The following is a 13,919-nucleotide window of genomic DNA, read 5'->3' as shown; positions in this document are numbered from 1 at the left end:
ACGGTGTTCAAATACCTGGAGTATTTCAAACCGCCAGTGGAGAGTATCTTCATTGACCGCATGATTGCCGGGCCTTCTTTTTTGTTGCGTCAACGCTTGGAGTTACGGCATCAGTACCGTGTCGATCACGTGAACCACGCCGTTGGACTGCATCATGTCGGCCTTGATCACTTTGGCCTTATTGCCTTTGGCATCTTCGATCATCAACGAGCCACCTTCCATCATCAGCGTAAAGGTACCGCCCTGCACTGTGGTTACCTCGTGCATACCGCCATCGTCTTCAACCATCTGCATGGCGGCCGAGGACGTAGCCTTTGCAGCCACCACGTGGTAGGTCAGGATCGACTTCAGCTGATCCTGGTTTTCCGGCTTCAGCAGAGCTTCCACAGTGCCGTCAGGCAGTTTCGCGAAGGCCTCATTGGTGGGCGCGAACACCGTGAACGGGCCGTCTCCAGACAGCGTTTCAACCAGGCCTGCGGCTTTTACCGCGGTCACCAGGGTGCTCAGATTGTCGGCTTTGGCAGCAGCATCAACAACCGTCATCATCTCTTTTTCGCCAGCCTCGTGGTGTCCTGCCATCGCAGGGAGAACGGTGGCGGCACTAAATACAAACAACGTGGAGACCAGCATTGATTTGAACAGTCCTGATTCTTTCATCTTCCTTATCCTCTCTCTCGGTAATCCCCGAAACGGGTAGTAAAGATCTGTACGCGCTCTCTTTCCTGACGGATGCTTACCTCAACCACGACCTGATTAAAGTTTGTACACACTTGTCCGCATCGGACCCATCCACATTGAGCCATGCTGAACTTATCCACTACCATGCGCGCACCTCTCAAAGCGCGCTAAACTCAGCTCCAGCATGCAGGGAAAGGATTCAGAAATGACGGATGGAAAGAGCACGGATCAGAGCAATGGCGATGGCACGAAAGAACCCGATGCTCAGCCGGCACAAGCACCGTTGATCGACGCCATCAGCATTCGCAGTGCGGCGCTTATCGTGCTGGCCAGTATTGCCACACTCTATTTCATCGACTGGGCCCAACCTGTCCTGCTGCCCCTGGTCGTTGCAGTTTTGATCAGTTACGCCCTGGATCCGCTGGTTTCGCTGCTTGATCGGGTTCGTATTCCTCGTCCTCTCGGTGCTGCCATCATCATGGCCTCTCTTATTGGCATCATTGCGGCGGCAGGTGCGCCCCTGAAGCAAGAAGCCATGGCCATGCTGGATAAGGTTCCGGTAGCCATTCAGGAGTTCCAGCGCAAAGAAGCCCGCAGCCGAGACACTGAAGAAAGCATCATGGAAAAGGCGCAGACGGCCGCCAAGCAGATCGAAGAGACCGCAGCCGAGGATCAACAAGATGCCATCGCAAACCAGCCGGGAGTCACGCCCGTGCGGGTGGTGGATAAGCCCATGGACATCCAGGCTTACGTCATCAAGGGCTCGCCTGCCGCTCTGATTCTCATCTCTCAGTTTTTGTCAGTGTTGCTGCTGGTGTATTTCCTACTTGCCGTTGGCTCACTGTACCGGCGCAAGGTCGTGCGGATATCGGGTCCCTCATTTGGCCGTATGCGCAAGGCGGCCAGAATCATGGATGACCTGCACCACCAGATCCGCCGCTTCCTGTTCGTGATGGTGATCGGTGCTCTATTTGTCGGGATTCTGACCTGGCTGGCGTTTCTGGGCTTGGGCGTCGAGCAGGCAGCCCTATGGGGCGTCGTGGCCGGTGTCGCCAGTGGCGTTCCCTACCTTGGGCCGTTCCTGGTGTTCATTGGCACCGGCGTGGCCGGATTCATCCAGTTTGGTGCGTTAGACAACGCCATCATTATCGCAGGCACCTCGCTGCTCATTACCAGCATTCAGGGCAACCTGCTTACCCCCTGGCTGACCAGTTACATTTCCAGTCTTAACGCGGTCGCCATCTTTATCGGCTTGCTGTTCTGGGGCTGGCTTTGGGGCCCCATTGGTCTGATTGTGGCCACCCCGATTCTGATGATCACCAAGTCCCTGTGTGATCATGTTGTCAATCTGCGCGCGATCGGCGAATTGCTGGGTAAGTAAATCGGCCGAAAGAAGCTTTATGACTACAGCGACCGGACACGCCATCTCCATCATGGCGCGGATGGGCTATGCCAAGAAAGGTGCCACGGCGCAGTTCCATCAGCATTTCGACATGCCATCGCTGGTGCAGGTTTGGGCCTCCCCGATGAGGCGGGCGGCATGGCTGAGATGTTTGACGCTTTCCGGAGCAGCCCGTTTGGCACCTGGCTGATTGGTTTTGTGGCACTTGGGCTCGTTGCCTTCGGCACTTACAGCCTGCTGGAGGCTATTTATCGGAGGGTAGAACCGGAATCCTGATCGGCCGTGCTGGATGCAGTGGCCGCCGTATCTTCGGTTGCTGACTCGGGCTGGGATTCCGGGTCGGGCTGAGAGTGCGCATCGGCTTCCGCTTCTTTCATTAGCTCCATGCCGCCCTTCATTAAAAGGGACCGGAGTCGTGGGTCGCCCTGCTGGGCAACACCAACGGCAAAGGCGGTCAGTGCCGCTTCCAGAGGGTTATTTCGAATCAAGCCCCGCAAGGCCTCAATTGAGGATGCGCCGCTCGACGCTGTGCTTCCCTTCTTCCCGGAAGAACTGGGGGTGCTGGTCATACGCCAGAAGAACACCCCCAGCAACGACATGCACAAAGCTCCGACCAAGGCCATTGCCGCAGCCTCGCCAATGTATGGCGACAGTGCCAGGATGGCGGCCTGAATCAACAGGTAAAACCCGGTGATGAGCAGGGCCGTCAGCAATACCATCGACAGCAGGAATGCTGTCAGCGCAGCAATGACCTTGCGTACGGCCCCTTGCAGTTTGGCTTGGGCGGAGTCAAGCATGGTCAGCGATCTAGCAACTTACCAACCAGAACTCCGGCCAGAAACATGAGAACAACGCTCAGAAAAGGACGCTCCTCTATCTTGTGCTCAACGTCGTGCACGGCTTTGTCGCCGGCATCCCGGGCCCGATTAAAGGCGTCGTTGCCCTTCTGTCGAACCTGATCAAAGGCCTCGCGGCTTTCCCGACGGATTTCGTCCCGGAGACTGCTGATGTTGCTCTTTTGGCTGTCAGATACTGTCCTGGTGAGAGTCGCCAAATCTTCACGCAGCTGCTGCAGATCTTTCTTAACCTGGTTGTATTCGTCCTGACTGGATTTCGCTTCCATTGTGAGGCCTCCTTAACCATTGGTTTTTCGATCATCGTAGACACCGAACAGGACGGCAGTCTCTGTGGAGTCTGTCATTCCGCTGGCGCTGGAGAATAAGCGTAGCACACTCGTTTGGAGCCAAAACCACGATTTTGGCTGTGCTCAATTAGATTCCTGTAACGTTGGGGATACAGCGAACGGCGAACGGTTGAGTTGCGCCAGCTTCGCGCGCAACCTGTGCCTTTGCCTGCGGGAATTCTTGTGCTTCGTGTGCCAGGTCGCACTGCTCGCCGCTGGCGCGCAGAGTGATGCTGCGATATCCAGTCCATATCCGGCGCTCCTTATGTGCGATTGATCTCTTCGGGTCCCTGCCCGGGTTCCGGCACGTCGTGTTTGCTGGCACCTTGCTCCCGGGCCAGCTCCTTCGCCCATTGGTCATCATCTCTGTCGCCTTGCAGCGGCTCCTGGTCCTGACCCCGCACTGGTGCATAGCGCAGGCAAGTGAGCAATGGAAAATGATCAGATCCGATGGATGGCAGGCGCTGGATCGACACCAGGGTGAAATGCTCACTGTGGAACAGATGATCCAGGGGCCAGCGCAGCAGCGGATAGTCCGCATGAAAGGTGCTGTGAAGCCCCCGTCCGACACGCGGATCCAGCAGGCCACTGACCTTGCGAAACAGGCGCGTGGTCGGCGACCAGGCGACGTCGTTGAGATCACCGGTGACAATCACCGGCTCATCAGTGTCAGCAACACTGCGACCAACAATCACCAGCTCCGCGTCCCGTTCTGCCGATTCCGGATTTTCGGTGGGGCTTGGCGGTGCCGGATGCAGGAAATGAATCCGGACCTTTTCGCCGGAACGCAGCTCCACCAGAGCGTGCATGGACGGCACATCGTCTTCAATCAGGAATCGGCACTCTGCCTCGATCAGCGGCAACCGTGAGAACACGTGCATGCCGTAGAGATTGTCCAGCGGACACTGGATGGTATAGGGCATGCGGGATTTCAGCACCGCCAGCTGATCCTCCCACCACTGATCCGACTCCAACGTGACCAGTACATCCGGCTGATGCTTCTCCACAAGGCCGATCAGGGCGCCGACGTTGCGGTTGGGAGTCAGCACATTGGAGGTCAGGATGGTGATGGTGCGCTCCGGATCGCCACGACGGGCCGCTTTCACCTCCCGGGGCCAGAGCACGGTATAAGGCAGAATCCACCACAATTGGCAGCCAAGGCTTAACGCGGTTGCCGTGACCAAGAACCAACTGAGGGGGCGGTCCAAATCCAGCAGGGCAAGCTGAAGTATCAGCACTACCAGAGCGACCGCAGCCAACTGCAGCCTGGGAAAATCGAAGCCCCGAATGACCCAGTGCGAGAGGCGTAGCATCGGCAACAGCGTGGCCAAAACCACGACCAGCGTAACTAACGCCAATCCCCACACAATGAAAACGTCCACTGTTGCCATGACATTGCATCCTTTACGGCGCGGCCGTGGTCAGTCGAAGTAGTCCTGAATCCAGTCAACCAGGGTCTGAACCGTCACATCGGCCAGGGCCATACTCTGGAAACTGTCTCCCACCTCATCCTCAATGGTCACAAACTGGTATAGCAAGGCGCCAGGCTGCTCATCATGGAGAATCAGGGTGATCCGTCGGCGGGTGCGCAGGCAGTCGATAGTCATGACATCGGCCGGTATACCGGCATCGCGCATGCCCCGGCGCACTTCCACCACCGGATTGATGTGTTCGTGAGCGGCCTGGATTCGCGCATGGGCGTCGCTGGCCATATCGGATAACGCTTTCAGGGGATCTTCAGACATTGAGAATGGCCTGGAATCGGCTGAATGTAGTGGGTGAGACGGTCATTGAAGTCTAGCAGACTGCGGTACGAGGCAATTCATGGCCGAGATGGCCAGATCTCGAAACACCGGCTCCGAGGTAATCATACCGGGGAACCGGTCTGCCATGGCTCGGCGACAAACGGGCTCCCGCTTCTCGCTTCTGTTCAAGCAGTCAGTGTGGGCGTCGGAGCCAGTGGCGGCGTCGATGGCGTCTTCGCACAGCTTCGGAACCTGGTCGACAGCCCAGTCCACCACCGTGCCACGCTCGACTGGATTGGCAGCCAGATTGGTAAAACGGCTTGGATCTACCGGGCCCGGCTTTTCCTGTGTTTGGTCCCAGACCACGTATATCAGTGCCGCTGTGACCAGCGTGACAGTAACCACAGGAAACTTCATGAGCGCGTCCGTATCGGGAAAATGAGCACTGGATGTTAAAGACTCTGCCGCACCGTGCCAACCCGGCCCTACTTACAGGCGCGTAATGAATCTACACCGCATCGGCGCACAGGGAAATGTATCGAATTATGGTGATCGCCCGAATTTAGTTGTATTTTGTATCTTTTGTTATTCTGAACTAGCGCAGCCTTTCCTAATTTTCTAATCTCCAATCTCATTGATGGAAAATCACGAAAAGGGCCTACGCTATGTTTGTCGTCACACGAAGCCGGGACGCAAACCGCCTTACTGAAACGATCTCCACCCAGGAACAGTACATCGGGGCAATCAAGAACTGTAATGCGGTGATTGAATTCACCCCTGACGGTACCATTGCCGATGTAAACCAGAACTTCCTTGACGTCGTCGGCTACACCAAAGAGGAAGTCGTAGGTCGTCACCATGCCATTTTCTGCGACAGTGTTTACATTAAGGGCAGCGAATACCACTCTTTCTGGGAAGCCCTGCGCCGTGGCGAACCCCAAAATGGAGAATTTGCGCGCTATACCAAGGCTGGCGACATGGTGTGGCTTCAGGCTAACTACTTTCCGGTAATGCAGGCCAGCACCGTGGTCCGGATCGTGAAATTTGCCTCGGACATCACCGAATCCACTAACAAACGCATAGCCGACGCGGCTGTCTTCGACGCACTGAACCGCTCCCTCGCCGTGATCGAATTTACCCCCGAAGGCCACATTCTGAACGCCAACGATAATTTCTTGGCCACCACCGGCTATGCGCTCAGAGAGATCAAGAACCAGCACCACCGGATGTTCTGCTACAAGGACTTTTACCGGGATAACCCAACATTCTGGGAGGAACTGGCCAGGGGCAACTTCCGCTCGGGCCAGTTTCAGCGGCGCCACCAGAATGGCAACGAAATTTGGCTGGAGGCCACCTACAACCCGGTTTTTGATACTGCCGGCAAGGTCGTCAAAGTCATTAAATTCGCCAGCGACATCAGCGCAAAGGTTCGACAAACAGAGTCGCTGCGCGCCATCACGGAAGCCGTCACTCAAGCCGCTGACCTCACCATTGCCAAAGCTGATTCAGGTACCGAGACGCTTCAGGCTGCTGTTGAAGCTGTCAGTCGGTGCTCCACGGCCGTCAGTACCTGCGCAGCCTTGACCGAGAAATTAATGGCGCAATCCAAGAGCATCACCGACATCGTTAGCACCATCAGCGGAATCGCGGAGCAAACCAACCTGCTGGCCCTCAATGCCGCCATTGAAGCAGCCCGGGCCGGCGAACACGGCCGCGGTTTTGCAGTAGTGGCAGACGAGGTCCGCCAGCTTGCGGCCCGCGCACAACAGTCAACGGTGGAAATTGGCACTCTGGTGGAAACCAACCACGACCTGACTGGCCAGATGACCAGTCAGATGGACCTGGTCAAACAGCATGCCGGATCCGGTGCTGGACAGGTGGAGCAAGCAGCCAGCGCGTTCCATGATGTTCGTGATGGTGCGGTATCGCTTTCGGAGATTATTCGCGACAGCCAGTTTGGCTGAAGCCTCAGGTGAGTGCCCAGCTCCGCAACAGGTTGTGATAGACCCCGGTTAGCCTCAGCAGATCCGGATTGTCCGAGGGCTGAGTGGCGCTAAGCCCCTGGATTGACTGGTCCAGATCAAACAACAAACTACGCTTGCCGCCATCCGCCACCAGACTTTGCACCCAAAAGAACGAACTCACCCGTTCACCTCGGGTCACCGGTTCGACCCGGTGCAGACTGGATGACGGATACAACACCAGGTCGCCCGCTGCCAACTTGATCTGCTGAGCACCAAAGTTGGTCTCGATGGTCAGTTCTCCACCGTCGTAGTCGTCCGGATCGGTCAGAAACAGAGTGCCCGACAGATCACTGCGCAGGGTGGCGCGCCCCTCATCCAGCGCCATTACAGCAGCATCTACATGGGTACCGTAGTGTCCACCGTCCCGGTAACGATTGAACTTGGGTGGATAGATTCGCTCGGGCAACGCCGCCGACACAAACAGTGGGTGACCGCCCAGCCTCTGCAGCAGATGATTGCTGAGCGAGCGCGCCAACTCCGAGTGATCGTTCAACTGTTGATTCTGCTTCACATTGGCCGCGCGCACGCCTGCCGACAGGGCGCCGTCCTGCCAGTCTCCCTGTGCCAGCTGGTGGCGAAATTCGGCGATTTCCGCAGGCGTAAGCACCTGTTCAATGACAGTTAGCATGAGATTATCAGTATCCGGGGTTAGTAAAATGAATATCCTGGGCCAGGCAACGGGCGCTGATATCGGCAACAGTCGGCGTGCCGGCCAGCGCCATACACAGCTCCAACTCGTCTCGGAACAATTTCAGCATGTGCGCGACTCCGAGTGCGCCGGCAACTGCCAGTGCATAGACCTGGGGCCGGCCGACCAACACCGCATTGGCGCCACAGGCCAGGGCCTTGAACACGTCGTAGCCACTGCGAATGCCACCGTCGATCAATAGCGGATAGGCTGCGCCCAGGCGTGCCCGCACCGCTGGCAAAACGCTGAGCGCTGAGGGCACGCCGTCCAGGGCCCGGCCACCGTGATTGGACAGAATCAGGCCGGCTACGCCCATGCGCTGGCATTCCTCCGCGTCATCGGTATCGAGCACGCCTTTGACGATCACCGGCAAGCGGGTCTGCCCCAACAGCCAGGCCAGATCCTGCCAGCCCGGTGCGGTTGCCATCAGCCCTTGAAACACGTCTGCTGCGCCCGAAGTGGGCCGGGCCTGCGCGGAGAAGTCAGCCAGATTGGCTGACTGACAGTGCGCCGGCAGTTGGAAGCCCGCCCTCTGGGCCCGGCGACTGAGCGGCTGTACCGGAGTATCCAAGGTCACCACCAAAGCGGTATAACCGGCTGCTTCGGCTCGTTGGACCAGTGCCAACGTGTGTTCCTTCCGGGGCTGGAAATACAGCTGGAACCATTTTGGGCTATCAGTGGCGGCTGCGATGTCCTCCAGGCGGCGAGTTGCTTGCGTACTGGCTATCAGTGCGGTATCGGTCGCGCCGGCCCCATGAGCAACCGCAACCTCGCCGTCCCTGTGAACCAGTCCCTGATGCCCGACCGGAGCCAGCAACACCGGGTGGGCAATGCCCTGCCCCATCAGGGACACTCGGGTATGCCCCTGGGCACAGTCCACCAGCAGCCGGTTGCGAATGCTCAAACGAGCCATGTCTTCGATGTTGGCCCGCAGACTCTGCTCATTGCCACTGCCACCGGCAATGTAGGCGAGGGTTGCAGGCTCGAGAAACTCGGAAGCCATACGTTCGTAGTCGGATACGGATACCAGGCTTGCTGGTATCCGCTCCAAGGGGTCACGGATGGTTGCCATGCTCAGAACGAGTAACTGACCGTGGCGTGCGCGTTGCGAGCATCGCCAATGTAGGCAAAGGCACCGCTGCGGTAAGCCGTCAGGTAGTAGTCCTCGTCGGTCACGTTGTTTACATTCACCCGCACCGACAGGTCTTTGGTGAATTGGTAACTCGCGAACAGGTCGTACACGGTGTAGGACGGCACGCCAAAGTCGCTGGCACCGGAATCCGGCTGGCCCACGAAGACTTCGCTGGAATAGGTGGCAGCGCCGCCGAAGGCGAACGCCGGTGTGACCTGGTAGCGCAGCAACATATACAGGCTCTTGTCGGCGAAGTTAGCCAGGGTCTTGCCCTCGTCTTCCGGATCCTCACTTTCCAGAATCTCTGCGTCCATCACGGCCGCACCGAACTGGGTGCTCAGCTTGTCGGTGATGTTCCCGGACAGACCGATCTCCACACCCTCGACCCTGTTCTTGCCGGTGTTGAGCGTGCCGGTGGTCTCGTAGTCAGCACCTTCCATGACGTCGTCCTTGGTGATCCGGAACACCGCAGCCGTCAGCAACAGCTTGTCGTTAAACAGATCCCATTTGGTGCCCAGTTCGATGTTCTCGGCTTTCTCCGGTTTGCTGTTACCCACCTCATCGTCACTGCCGCATAGGCCACCGTAGCCGCAGTTGCCGCCGACATCGGACTCACCGCCGTTGATCTCGGCCGAGGTGCTGTAGGTGGCGTACACGTTGCCATTATCGGTCAACTTGTAGACCAGTCCGGTATGGCCGTTCCAAAGGGTGTCGGAGTACTCGTAGTTGGAGGTGGTGCCATCGCGGTTGGCCACTTCGTTCGAGTAATCGAACCGGTCGGCCCGCACGCCCAGCGACAGAATCCAGCGGTCGGTCAGATCGATGGTATCCATGATCGAAACGGACACGGTATCGATCTCGTAGTCGGTGGTCTGGTCGCCACGGCTGATGTCTCGCTGGATCAGGTTGTGGATGTCGCTCACCGTGTTGCCGTCAGGGCCGACGATACAGTAACCAGGGCTGTCACCGCCGCGACCGGATACCACGCAATTGGTATCTCCGGTGTTGGTCAGGTTGTAGCCGCCATTCTGGACCTTGTTACGGCTCAGCTCTGTGCTGAACACCCACTGGTGCCGCTGTCCAGCCAGTTCGGTGTCCCAGTGCAGGTTGGTCACGTTGGCCAGGTACTCCACTTCCTGCCAGCCATCGTGACTGCTCAGGGAAATGGTTTCCGCACCAGGCGCATCCGGATCCGAGGCAGCGCGATTGGTGCCACGGGCACCGGTCACCACGTACTCGTTTTCGGTGGTGCCGTAGCGGGTTCCGTTCACCAGCCGGACCTTGTCGGTAAAGTCGTAACCGGCCTGGAGGGTGAATGCCTGAACGTCTGAAGCCAGGAAATCCTCATTCTGCACGTACACCGGAATGTCGTCATTCGGGTTGCTGTCGCGGTCGACATAAGAGCCCAAATCCGGATTGTCGTTTGCACTGAGGAAGTAGTAGTCGGCGACCAGATCCAGCTTGTCCGTCGCCTGATAGCGGCCCGATACCGCAGCACCGTTACGCTCCCGGTCTGCCGGGCCACGGTCTGGAACCTCTTCATAAGCGTGCAACAGGTTCACCCGCATAGCTACGTCGTCGGTGATCGGTTGGTTGGTATCCAGGGTGACACGGCGGTAGTCGTCGGTACCGGCACCTACATCGAGCTTATTGAAGGCGTACCCGGTGCTGGCCTGTTTGGTGATGCCGTTGACGGCACCGCCAGTGGAGCCCCGGCCGGCGAAGGTGGAGCTTGGGCCCTTGGTAACCTCGACCTGCTCCAGGGCGAAACTTTCCCGGGTGGTCATCCCCGGGTCGCGCAAACCATCAACAAACACATCGCTCCGAGCCTCGTGACCACGGATCACGTACCGGTCACCAAAGGCATTACCGTTCTCGCCGGTGCCCAGGGTGATGCCCGGCTGCGCAGCCAGGATTTCCTTCAGATCGGATTTTCCCGAATCCTCAATCTGGCTCTCGGTCAGCACGGTGATGGTATGTGGCGTGTCGGCCAGCGGCTTGACCTTACGGGCATCCCCCGAAGTCCGCGCCTTATAAGGAGCGCCCGGCTCTGCATACGGATTGGTTTCCAGAGTCCGATCTTCAATCTGCAAGGTGTCCAGCTCGAACAGCTCCTCTTCCTGAGCCAGAGCCATCGGGCTCATCAGCGATGCGGACAGGCCCAGTGCCAGGGCGCTACGGGCGTGCTGGGGCGCATAACTACCAGCGCGGGCGGTGGTGCGCAGACTGCCGGGTTTCATGAGGTTACGCGGGTGCGATGTCATCCTTGTTTCCTTTTTCTGGTTATCGGGTAATGAGTGAGTACTCGACGGGAATGGCGAGGGTCAGTCGCTCCCTGGCCATGGACTCGGGAATCGGCGGCACGGGATTGGCCCGCGCCAGCATGTCGAGGGCAGCCTGATCCAGGCTGGCGTGCCCGGACCCAGTCTTGATGCTGGCGCTGGTCACCTCGCCGCTCCGGTTGATCGAAAATTTGATCACCACCACGCCCTGGACTTTTTCTTTCTTCAGTTGCGGTGGGTAATCCTTGTGTTGGTGTAGCCAGGCCATCAATTTGGCGAAGTAGCTCTTGGCGTCGCCCCTGGTCCCGCCAGCACGCTCCTGACTGGCCCGTCCAGTGGATTGCTGCTGGGCCTTGCTTGCCACTTTCGAAGATTCCTGTTCAGGTTCTTGCTTCTGCTCTGGCTCTGAAAGGGACTCGGACTTGGCCCCAGCGATAGGCGTGTCTGGCACCTCGGCCTTCGGCACTGGCTCGGGCTGCGGTTCAGGTGGCGGATCGACAGGCGCCTTGGCGACCTGCACATCTGCCTCATCGACGACCGGCTTGTCGGTCAGTTCCAGCTCTGCGTCCGGCTCCGGCTCCGGCTCCGGCTCCGGCTCCGGGCGAGTCTGTGATTCCGCAGGCTCGGGCACCACTGGCTCTGGCTCGGCCAAGTGCTGTTCCAGCTGATCCTGATAACCGCCCGCGCGCCCCAGGCCCACTTCAAGGCCGAGATCACCGTCGTCCAACGCCGTGCTCACGCTGCGGTCAGGCCTGACCATCAGGGTCGCCGCCAAAGCCAGATGCGCACCGAAGGCCAACAACATCGCGACCAACCACGTTCGCCGGCTCACTGCGGTGCCTCCGGATTCAGAGTACGCAAGGTGATCAGACTGATCCCCTGACTGCGCAACACGGCGAACACCCGATCCAAATCCTCTGCCAGAGCGGTCTGATCGGCTTTGAGGACAACTGTCAGGCCGCCCCCAGATGCCTGATCACTGATCAAGTCCGGCAGCTGGTCAATACTCAGGGGCTGACCTTGCTGCAGCAGATCCCCGCCAGCGGTCAGAGACAACTCAACTTGGCCCGCAGGCACGGGCTTCTGGCTGCTGGACTGGGGCGGCCGAATGTCGCCATCCGGCGCACCGATCTGACTGGCCACCATGAAGAAAATCAGCAGCAGGAACACGATGTTGATCATCGGCACCAGATTGTCGTCGGCGCCGGCTCTGGCACGGCGCGGATACAGTGACTGACTCACCGACCCGCCTCCGCTGCAACCACATTACCGAGGGTGACCGAGAACCCCAGCGCCTTGAGTCGCTCCAACTGCGTAATAATCTTTTGCACCGAAACTTTGGCCTCCGGCAGGATGACCACCGGCCGTGCGCGCTCGAACAGATCAGCATTGACCGGGCCCCGCGGTTCGATGTCGACGTCACTGGCCACCAGTCGGAGCGTTCCGTCGACGCTAAGAACCACCAGTTGGGCAGAATCCGCTGACTGGCTCTCCACTGCGACCGGCGAGCGGAAGTCCACGGCTTTCCACTGGCTAAAAGATGAGGTCAGCATGAAGAACATCAGCAGGATGAACACCACATCGATCAACGCGGTCATGCCAATACGGGGTCGGCGCCGGGAGTAGAGGGAAACCATAGACATCAGGTGCGCTTCAGAACCAGCGCCTGATCAGCCGTGTGCTGACGCGACGCGGCTTGCAGGCTCAACAATTGCTCGAGGTCGTTTTGGATCAATTCGGCAGACGTCTCGGCCTTCCGCTCCAACCAGCTGTGAGCCAGAGACACCGGAATGGCCACCGCCAAACCAACCGCGGTGGTAAGCAACGCTTTCCAGATGCCCCCGGACAGAACCGACGGATTGACCTGACGGCCGGCGGCCTCCATCGCCTGAAACGCCTCAATCATGCCCAACACCGTTCCGAACAGCCCCAGCAGCGGCGCCAGGGTGGCAATCACTTCCAGTGGCCGCAGGTAACTCGCCAGCTCGGATACGGCCAGGCGGGCCTGCCGAGTGGCCTCCTGACGCAGCTGCTCCAATGACAGGTCGGCGGACTCGATCAGGGTCAGCGATCGCTTCATCAAACGCCCCCGAATAGCGCGCACACCTCTCACCAGCATCACCGCCTGGTGCGGCTCACCATTGGCGAAACGCACCAGTGACTGTTCAACCGCTTTACCATTGCCCGGTTGCAACATCGCCAATTGGAACAACTTGACCAGGACTACAGTCAGCGCAACCACGGAAAAGCTCGCCAGCAACCAGACCACCGGCCCGCCCAGAACAAGAAAATCAATCAGGTATGCAACCATTGAAAACAAATCCCACCCGCAAATGATAAGGATTCGCATTCTATATACGTGCTTTAGCGTGCGCAATGGTTATTGTCGGAATCTGCACAAAAGCAGTGGCGAATGCTTCGAATGGTTTCGTGCACCGTTTCAGAGTGACCGCACCAATACTGGGCAGACTAGTCCTGTCCACGGCTTGCCCGCGCCAGGTAGAAAATGCACTTTTTATCTTTAATTCATGATCTTAAGTCTTATGGCACGGATGTTGTAAAGCGATTAGTACGCAGCGAGACGTTGGTATCTGAAACCACAATCAAAGCGCAACAATCTGACAAATGGTCGACTAGGGTTCCGGCCTGCATTTCCCAAGATACGGAAATACAGGTGACTGGTCCGAGAGTTGACGGCCTTTTCCAAGGCTACACGGCGGGACAAAAGCCCGGGAGGATCGTTCAGTTACTGACGCTTCTCGTGTTTTTAAAGCACTCCCAGCCA

17 protein-coding genes and 1 riboswitch are annotated in these 13,919 nt (G+C 58.4%); of the genes, 4 read left to right on the top strand and 13 right to left on the bottom strand.

Annotated features, from left to right (window positions below):
* Positions 1-102: 102 nt before the first annotated feature.
* The gene (locus tag FGO67_RS06795; protein ID WP_203299898.1) at positions 103-657 is read right to left on the bottom strand and encodes a fasciclin domain-containing protein; all 555 of its coding nucleotides are present in this window, start codon (positions 655-657) and stop codon (positions 103-105) included.
* A gap of 226 nt (positions 658-883) precedes the next feature.
* Between FGO67_RS06795 and FGO67_RS06790 the strand changes: the two genes are divergently transcribed.
* The 3 genes from FGO67_RS06790 to FGO67_RS17350 are packed head-to-tail and all read left to right on the top strand — an operon-like array spanning position 884 to position 2,356.
* Entirely contained in the window at positions 884-2,059 is a 1,176-nt protein-coding gene (locus FGO67_RS06790) for an AI-2E family transporter (protein ID WP_203299897.1), read from the top strand.
* Positions 2,060-2,078: 19 nt separating this feature from the next.
* Complete coding sequence (locus tag FGO67_RS06785) at positions 2,079-2,270, top strand: hypothetical protein (RefSeq protein ID WP_203299996.1); 192 nt, start codon at positions 2,079-2,081, stop codon at positions 2,268-2,270.
* Positions 2,219-2,356 carry a DUF1206 domain-containing protein gene (locus FGO67_RS17350; RefSeq protein ID WP_203299896.1) on the top strand — a complete coding sequence of 46 codons (138 nt, stop codon included), beginning with the start codon at positions 2,219-2,221 and terminating at the stop codon, positions 2,354-2,356. Before FGO67_RS06785 ends, FGO67_RS17350 begins: the two co-directional genes overlap by 52 nt.
* On the opposite strand, the gene FGO67_RS06775 is transcribed toward FGO67_RS17350, so the two are convergent.
* The 5 genes from FGO67_RS06775 to FGO67_RS06755 all read right to left on the bottom strand — a co-directional run bounded on the left by FGO67_RS06775 (position 2,329) and on the right by FGO67_RS06755 (position 5,425).
* Complete coding sequence (locus FGO67_RS06775; protein WP_203299895.1) at positions 2,329-2,877, bottom strand: hypothetical protein; 549 nt, start codon at positions 2,875-2,877, stop codon at positions 2,329-2,331. The two genes, FGO67_RS17350 and FGO67_RS06775, sit on opposite strands and share 28 nt — an antisense overlap.
* A 2-nt stretch (positions 2,878-2,879) precedes the next feature.
* The gene (locus FGO67_RS06770; protein WP_203299894.1) at positions 2,880-3,203 is read right to left on the bottom strand and encodes an ElaB/YgaM/YqjD family protein; all 324 of its coding nucleotides are present in this window, start codon (positions 3,201-3,203) and stop codon (positions 2,880-2,882) included.
* Positions 3,204-3,526: 323 nt separating this feature from the next.
* A complete protein-coding gene (locus FGO67_RS06765; protein ID WP_203299893.1) occupies positions 3,527-4,654 on the bottom strand; it encodes an endonuclease/exonuclease/phosphatase family protein in 1,128 nt (375 codons plus the stop codon).
* 30 nt (positions 4,655-4,684) lie between these two features.
* Positions 4,685-5,008, bottom strand: a complete 324-nt coding sequence (locus FGO67_RS06760) for a hypothetical protein (RefSeq protein ID WP_203299892.1) — start codon at positions 5,006-5,008, stop codon at positions 4,685-4,687.
* 42 nt (positions 5,009-5,050) lie between these two features.
* Positions 5,051-5,425: a hypothetical protein gene (locus FGO67_RS06755; protein WP_203299891.1), complete on the bottom strand. Its 375-nt coding sequence runs from the start codon at positions 5,423-5,425 to the stop codon at positions 5,051-5,053.
* Between the two features lie 248 nt (positions 5,426-5,673).
* On the opposite strand from FGO67_RS06755, the gene FGO67_RS17195 reads away from it, so the two are divergent.
* The gene (locus FGO67_RS17195; protein ID WP_203299890.1) at positions 5,674-6,972 is read left to right on the top strand and encodes a methyl-accepting chemotaxis protein; all 1,299 of its coding nucleotides are present in this window, start codon (positions 5,674-5,676) and stop codon (positions 6,970-6,972) included.
* A 4-nt stretch (positions 6,973-6,976) separates the two neighbouring features.
* Here the strand turns inward: FGO67_RS17195 and FGO67_RS06745 are convergent, their stop codons facing one another.
* From FGO67_RS06745 to FGO67_RS06715, 7 genes are read right to left on the bottom strand one after another with little or no spacing between them, the layout of a single operon-like run.
* The gene (locus tag FGO67_RS06745; protein ID WP_203299889.1) at positions 6,977-7,660 is read right to left on the bottom strand and encodes a Fe2+-dependent dioxygenase; all 684 of its coding nucleotides are present in this window, start codon (positions 7,658-7,660) and stop codon (positions 6,977-6,979) included.
* A gap of 7 nt (positions 7,661-7,667) precedes the next feature.
* The gene (locus FGO67_RS06740; protein ID WP_203299888.1) at positions 7,668-8,792 is read right to left on the bottom strand and encodes an alpha-hydroxy acid oxidase; all 1,125 of its coding nucleotides are present in this window, start codon (positions 8,790-8,792) and stop codon (positions 7,668-7,670) included.
* Between the two features lie 2 nt (positions 8,793-8,794).
* Positions 8,795-11,116, bottom strand: a complete 2,322-nt coding sequence (locus FGO67_RS06735; RefSeq protein WP_238942189.1) for a TonB-dependent receptor — start codon at positions 11,114-11,116, stop codon at positions 8,795-8,797.
* 19 nt (positions 11,117-11,135) lie between these two features.
* Complete coding sequence (locus tag FGO67_RS17190) at positions 11,136-11,966, bottom strand: TonB family protein (RefSeq protein WP_203299887.1); 831 nt, start codon at positions 11,964-11,966, stop codon at positions 11,136-11,138.
* Positions 11,963-12,376, bottom strand: coding sequence for a biopolymer transporter ExbD (locus tag FGO67_RS06725; protein WP_203299886.1), 414 nt, complete (start codon positions 12,374-12,376; stop codon positions 11,963-11,965). Before FGO67_RS06725 ends, FGO67_RS17190 begins: the two co-directional genes overlap by 4 nt.
* Positions 12,373-12,777: an ExbD/TolR family protein gene (locus tag FGO67_RS06720; protein ID WP_203299885.1), complete on the bottom strand. Its 405-nt coding sequence runs from the start codon at positions 12,775-12,777 to the stop codon at positions 12,373-12,375. The genes FGO67_RS06725 and FGO67_RS06720 overlap by 4 nt, the downstream gene beginning before the upstream one ends.
* Entirely contained in the window at positions 12,777-13,445 is a 669-nt protein-coding gene (locus FGO67_RS06715; RefSeq protein WP_203299884.1) for a MotA/TolQ/ExbB proton channel family protein, read from the bottom strand. Before FGO67_RS06715 ends, FGO67_RS06720 begins: the two co-directional genes overlap by 1 nt.
* Positions 13,446-13,756: 311 nt before the next feature.
* A riboswitch (guanidine-I (ykkC/yxkD leader) is annotated at positions 13,757-13,872 on the top strand.
* Positions 13,873-13,919: the final 47 nt, after the last annotated feature.

The sequence above is a fragment of the Marinobacter sediminum genome (genome assembly GCF_016820575.1).
Classification (GTDB): Bacteria; Pseudomonadota; Gammaproteobacteria; order Pseudomonadales; family Oleiphilaceae; genus Marinobacter; species Marinobacter sediminum.
This window is presented reverse-complemented; position numbering and strand designations above follow the sequence as displayed.

Bases quoted from the DNA above. Each gene is read 5' to 3' on its own strand.
- FGO67_RS06795 (WP_203299898.1), bottom strand. From the start codon at position 657: ATGAAAGAATCAGGACTGTTCAAATCAATGCTGGTCTCCACGTTGTTT.
- FGO67_RS06790 (WP_203299897.1), top strand. From the start codon at position 884: ATGACGGATGGAAAGAGCACGGATCAGAGCAATGGCGATGGCACGAAA.
- FGO67_RS06785 (WP_203299996.1), top strand. From the start codon at position 2,079: ATGACTACAGCGACCGGACACGCCATCTCCATCATGGCGCGGATGGGC.
- FGO67_RS17350 (WP_203299896.1), top strand. From the start codon at position 2,219: ATGGCTGAGATGTTTGACGCTTTCCGGAGCAGCCCGTTTGGCACCTGG.
- FGO67_RS06775 (WP_203299895.1), bottom strand. From the start codon at position 2,877: ATGCTTGACTCCGCCCAAGCCAAACTGCAAGGGGCCGTACGCAAGGTC.
- FGO67_RS06770 (WP_203299894.1), bottom strand. From the start codon at position 3,203: ATGGAAGCGAAATCCAGTCAGGACGAATACAACCAGGTTAAGAAAGAT.
- FGO67_RS06765 (WP_203299893.1), bottom strand. From the start codon at position 4,654: ATGGCAACAGTGGACGTTTTCATTGTGTGGGGATTGGCGTTAGTTACG.
- FGO67_RS06760 (WP_203299892.1), bottom strand. From the start codon at position 5,008: ATGTCTGAAGATCCCCTGAAAGCGTTATCCGATATGGCCAGCGACGCC.
- FGO67_RS06755 (WP_203299891.1), bottom strand. From the start codon at position 5,425: ATGAAGTTTCCTGTGGTTACTGTCACGCTGGTCACAGCGGCACTGATA.
- FGO67_RS17195 (WP_203299890.1), top strand. From the start codon at position 5,674: ATGTTTGTCGTCACACGAAGCCGGGACGCAAACCGCCTTACTGAAACG.
- FGO67_RS06745 (WP_203299889.1), bottom strand. From the start codon at position 7,660: ATGCTAACTGTCATTGAACAGGTGCTTACGCCTGCGGAAATCGCCGAA.
- FGO67_RS06740 (WP_203299888.1), bottom strand. From the start codon at position 8,792: ATGGCAACCATCCGTGACCCCTTGGAGCGGATACCAGCAAGCCTGGTA.
- FGO67_RS06735 (WP_238942189.1), bottom strand. From the start codon at position 11,116: ATGACATCGCACCCGCGTAACCTCATGAAACCCGGCAGTCTGCGCACC.
- FGO67_RS06720 (WP_203299885.1), bottom strand. From the start codon at position 12,777: ATGTCTATGGTTTCCCTCTACTCCCGGCGCCGACCCCGTATTGGCATG.
- FGO67_RS06715 (WP_203299884.1), bottom strand. From the start codon at position 13,445: ATGGTTGCATACCTGATTGATTTTCTTGTTCTGGGCGGGCCGGTGGTC.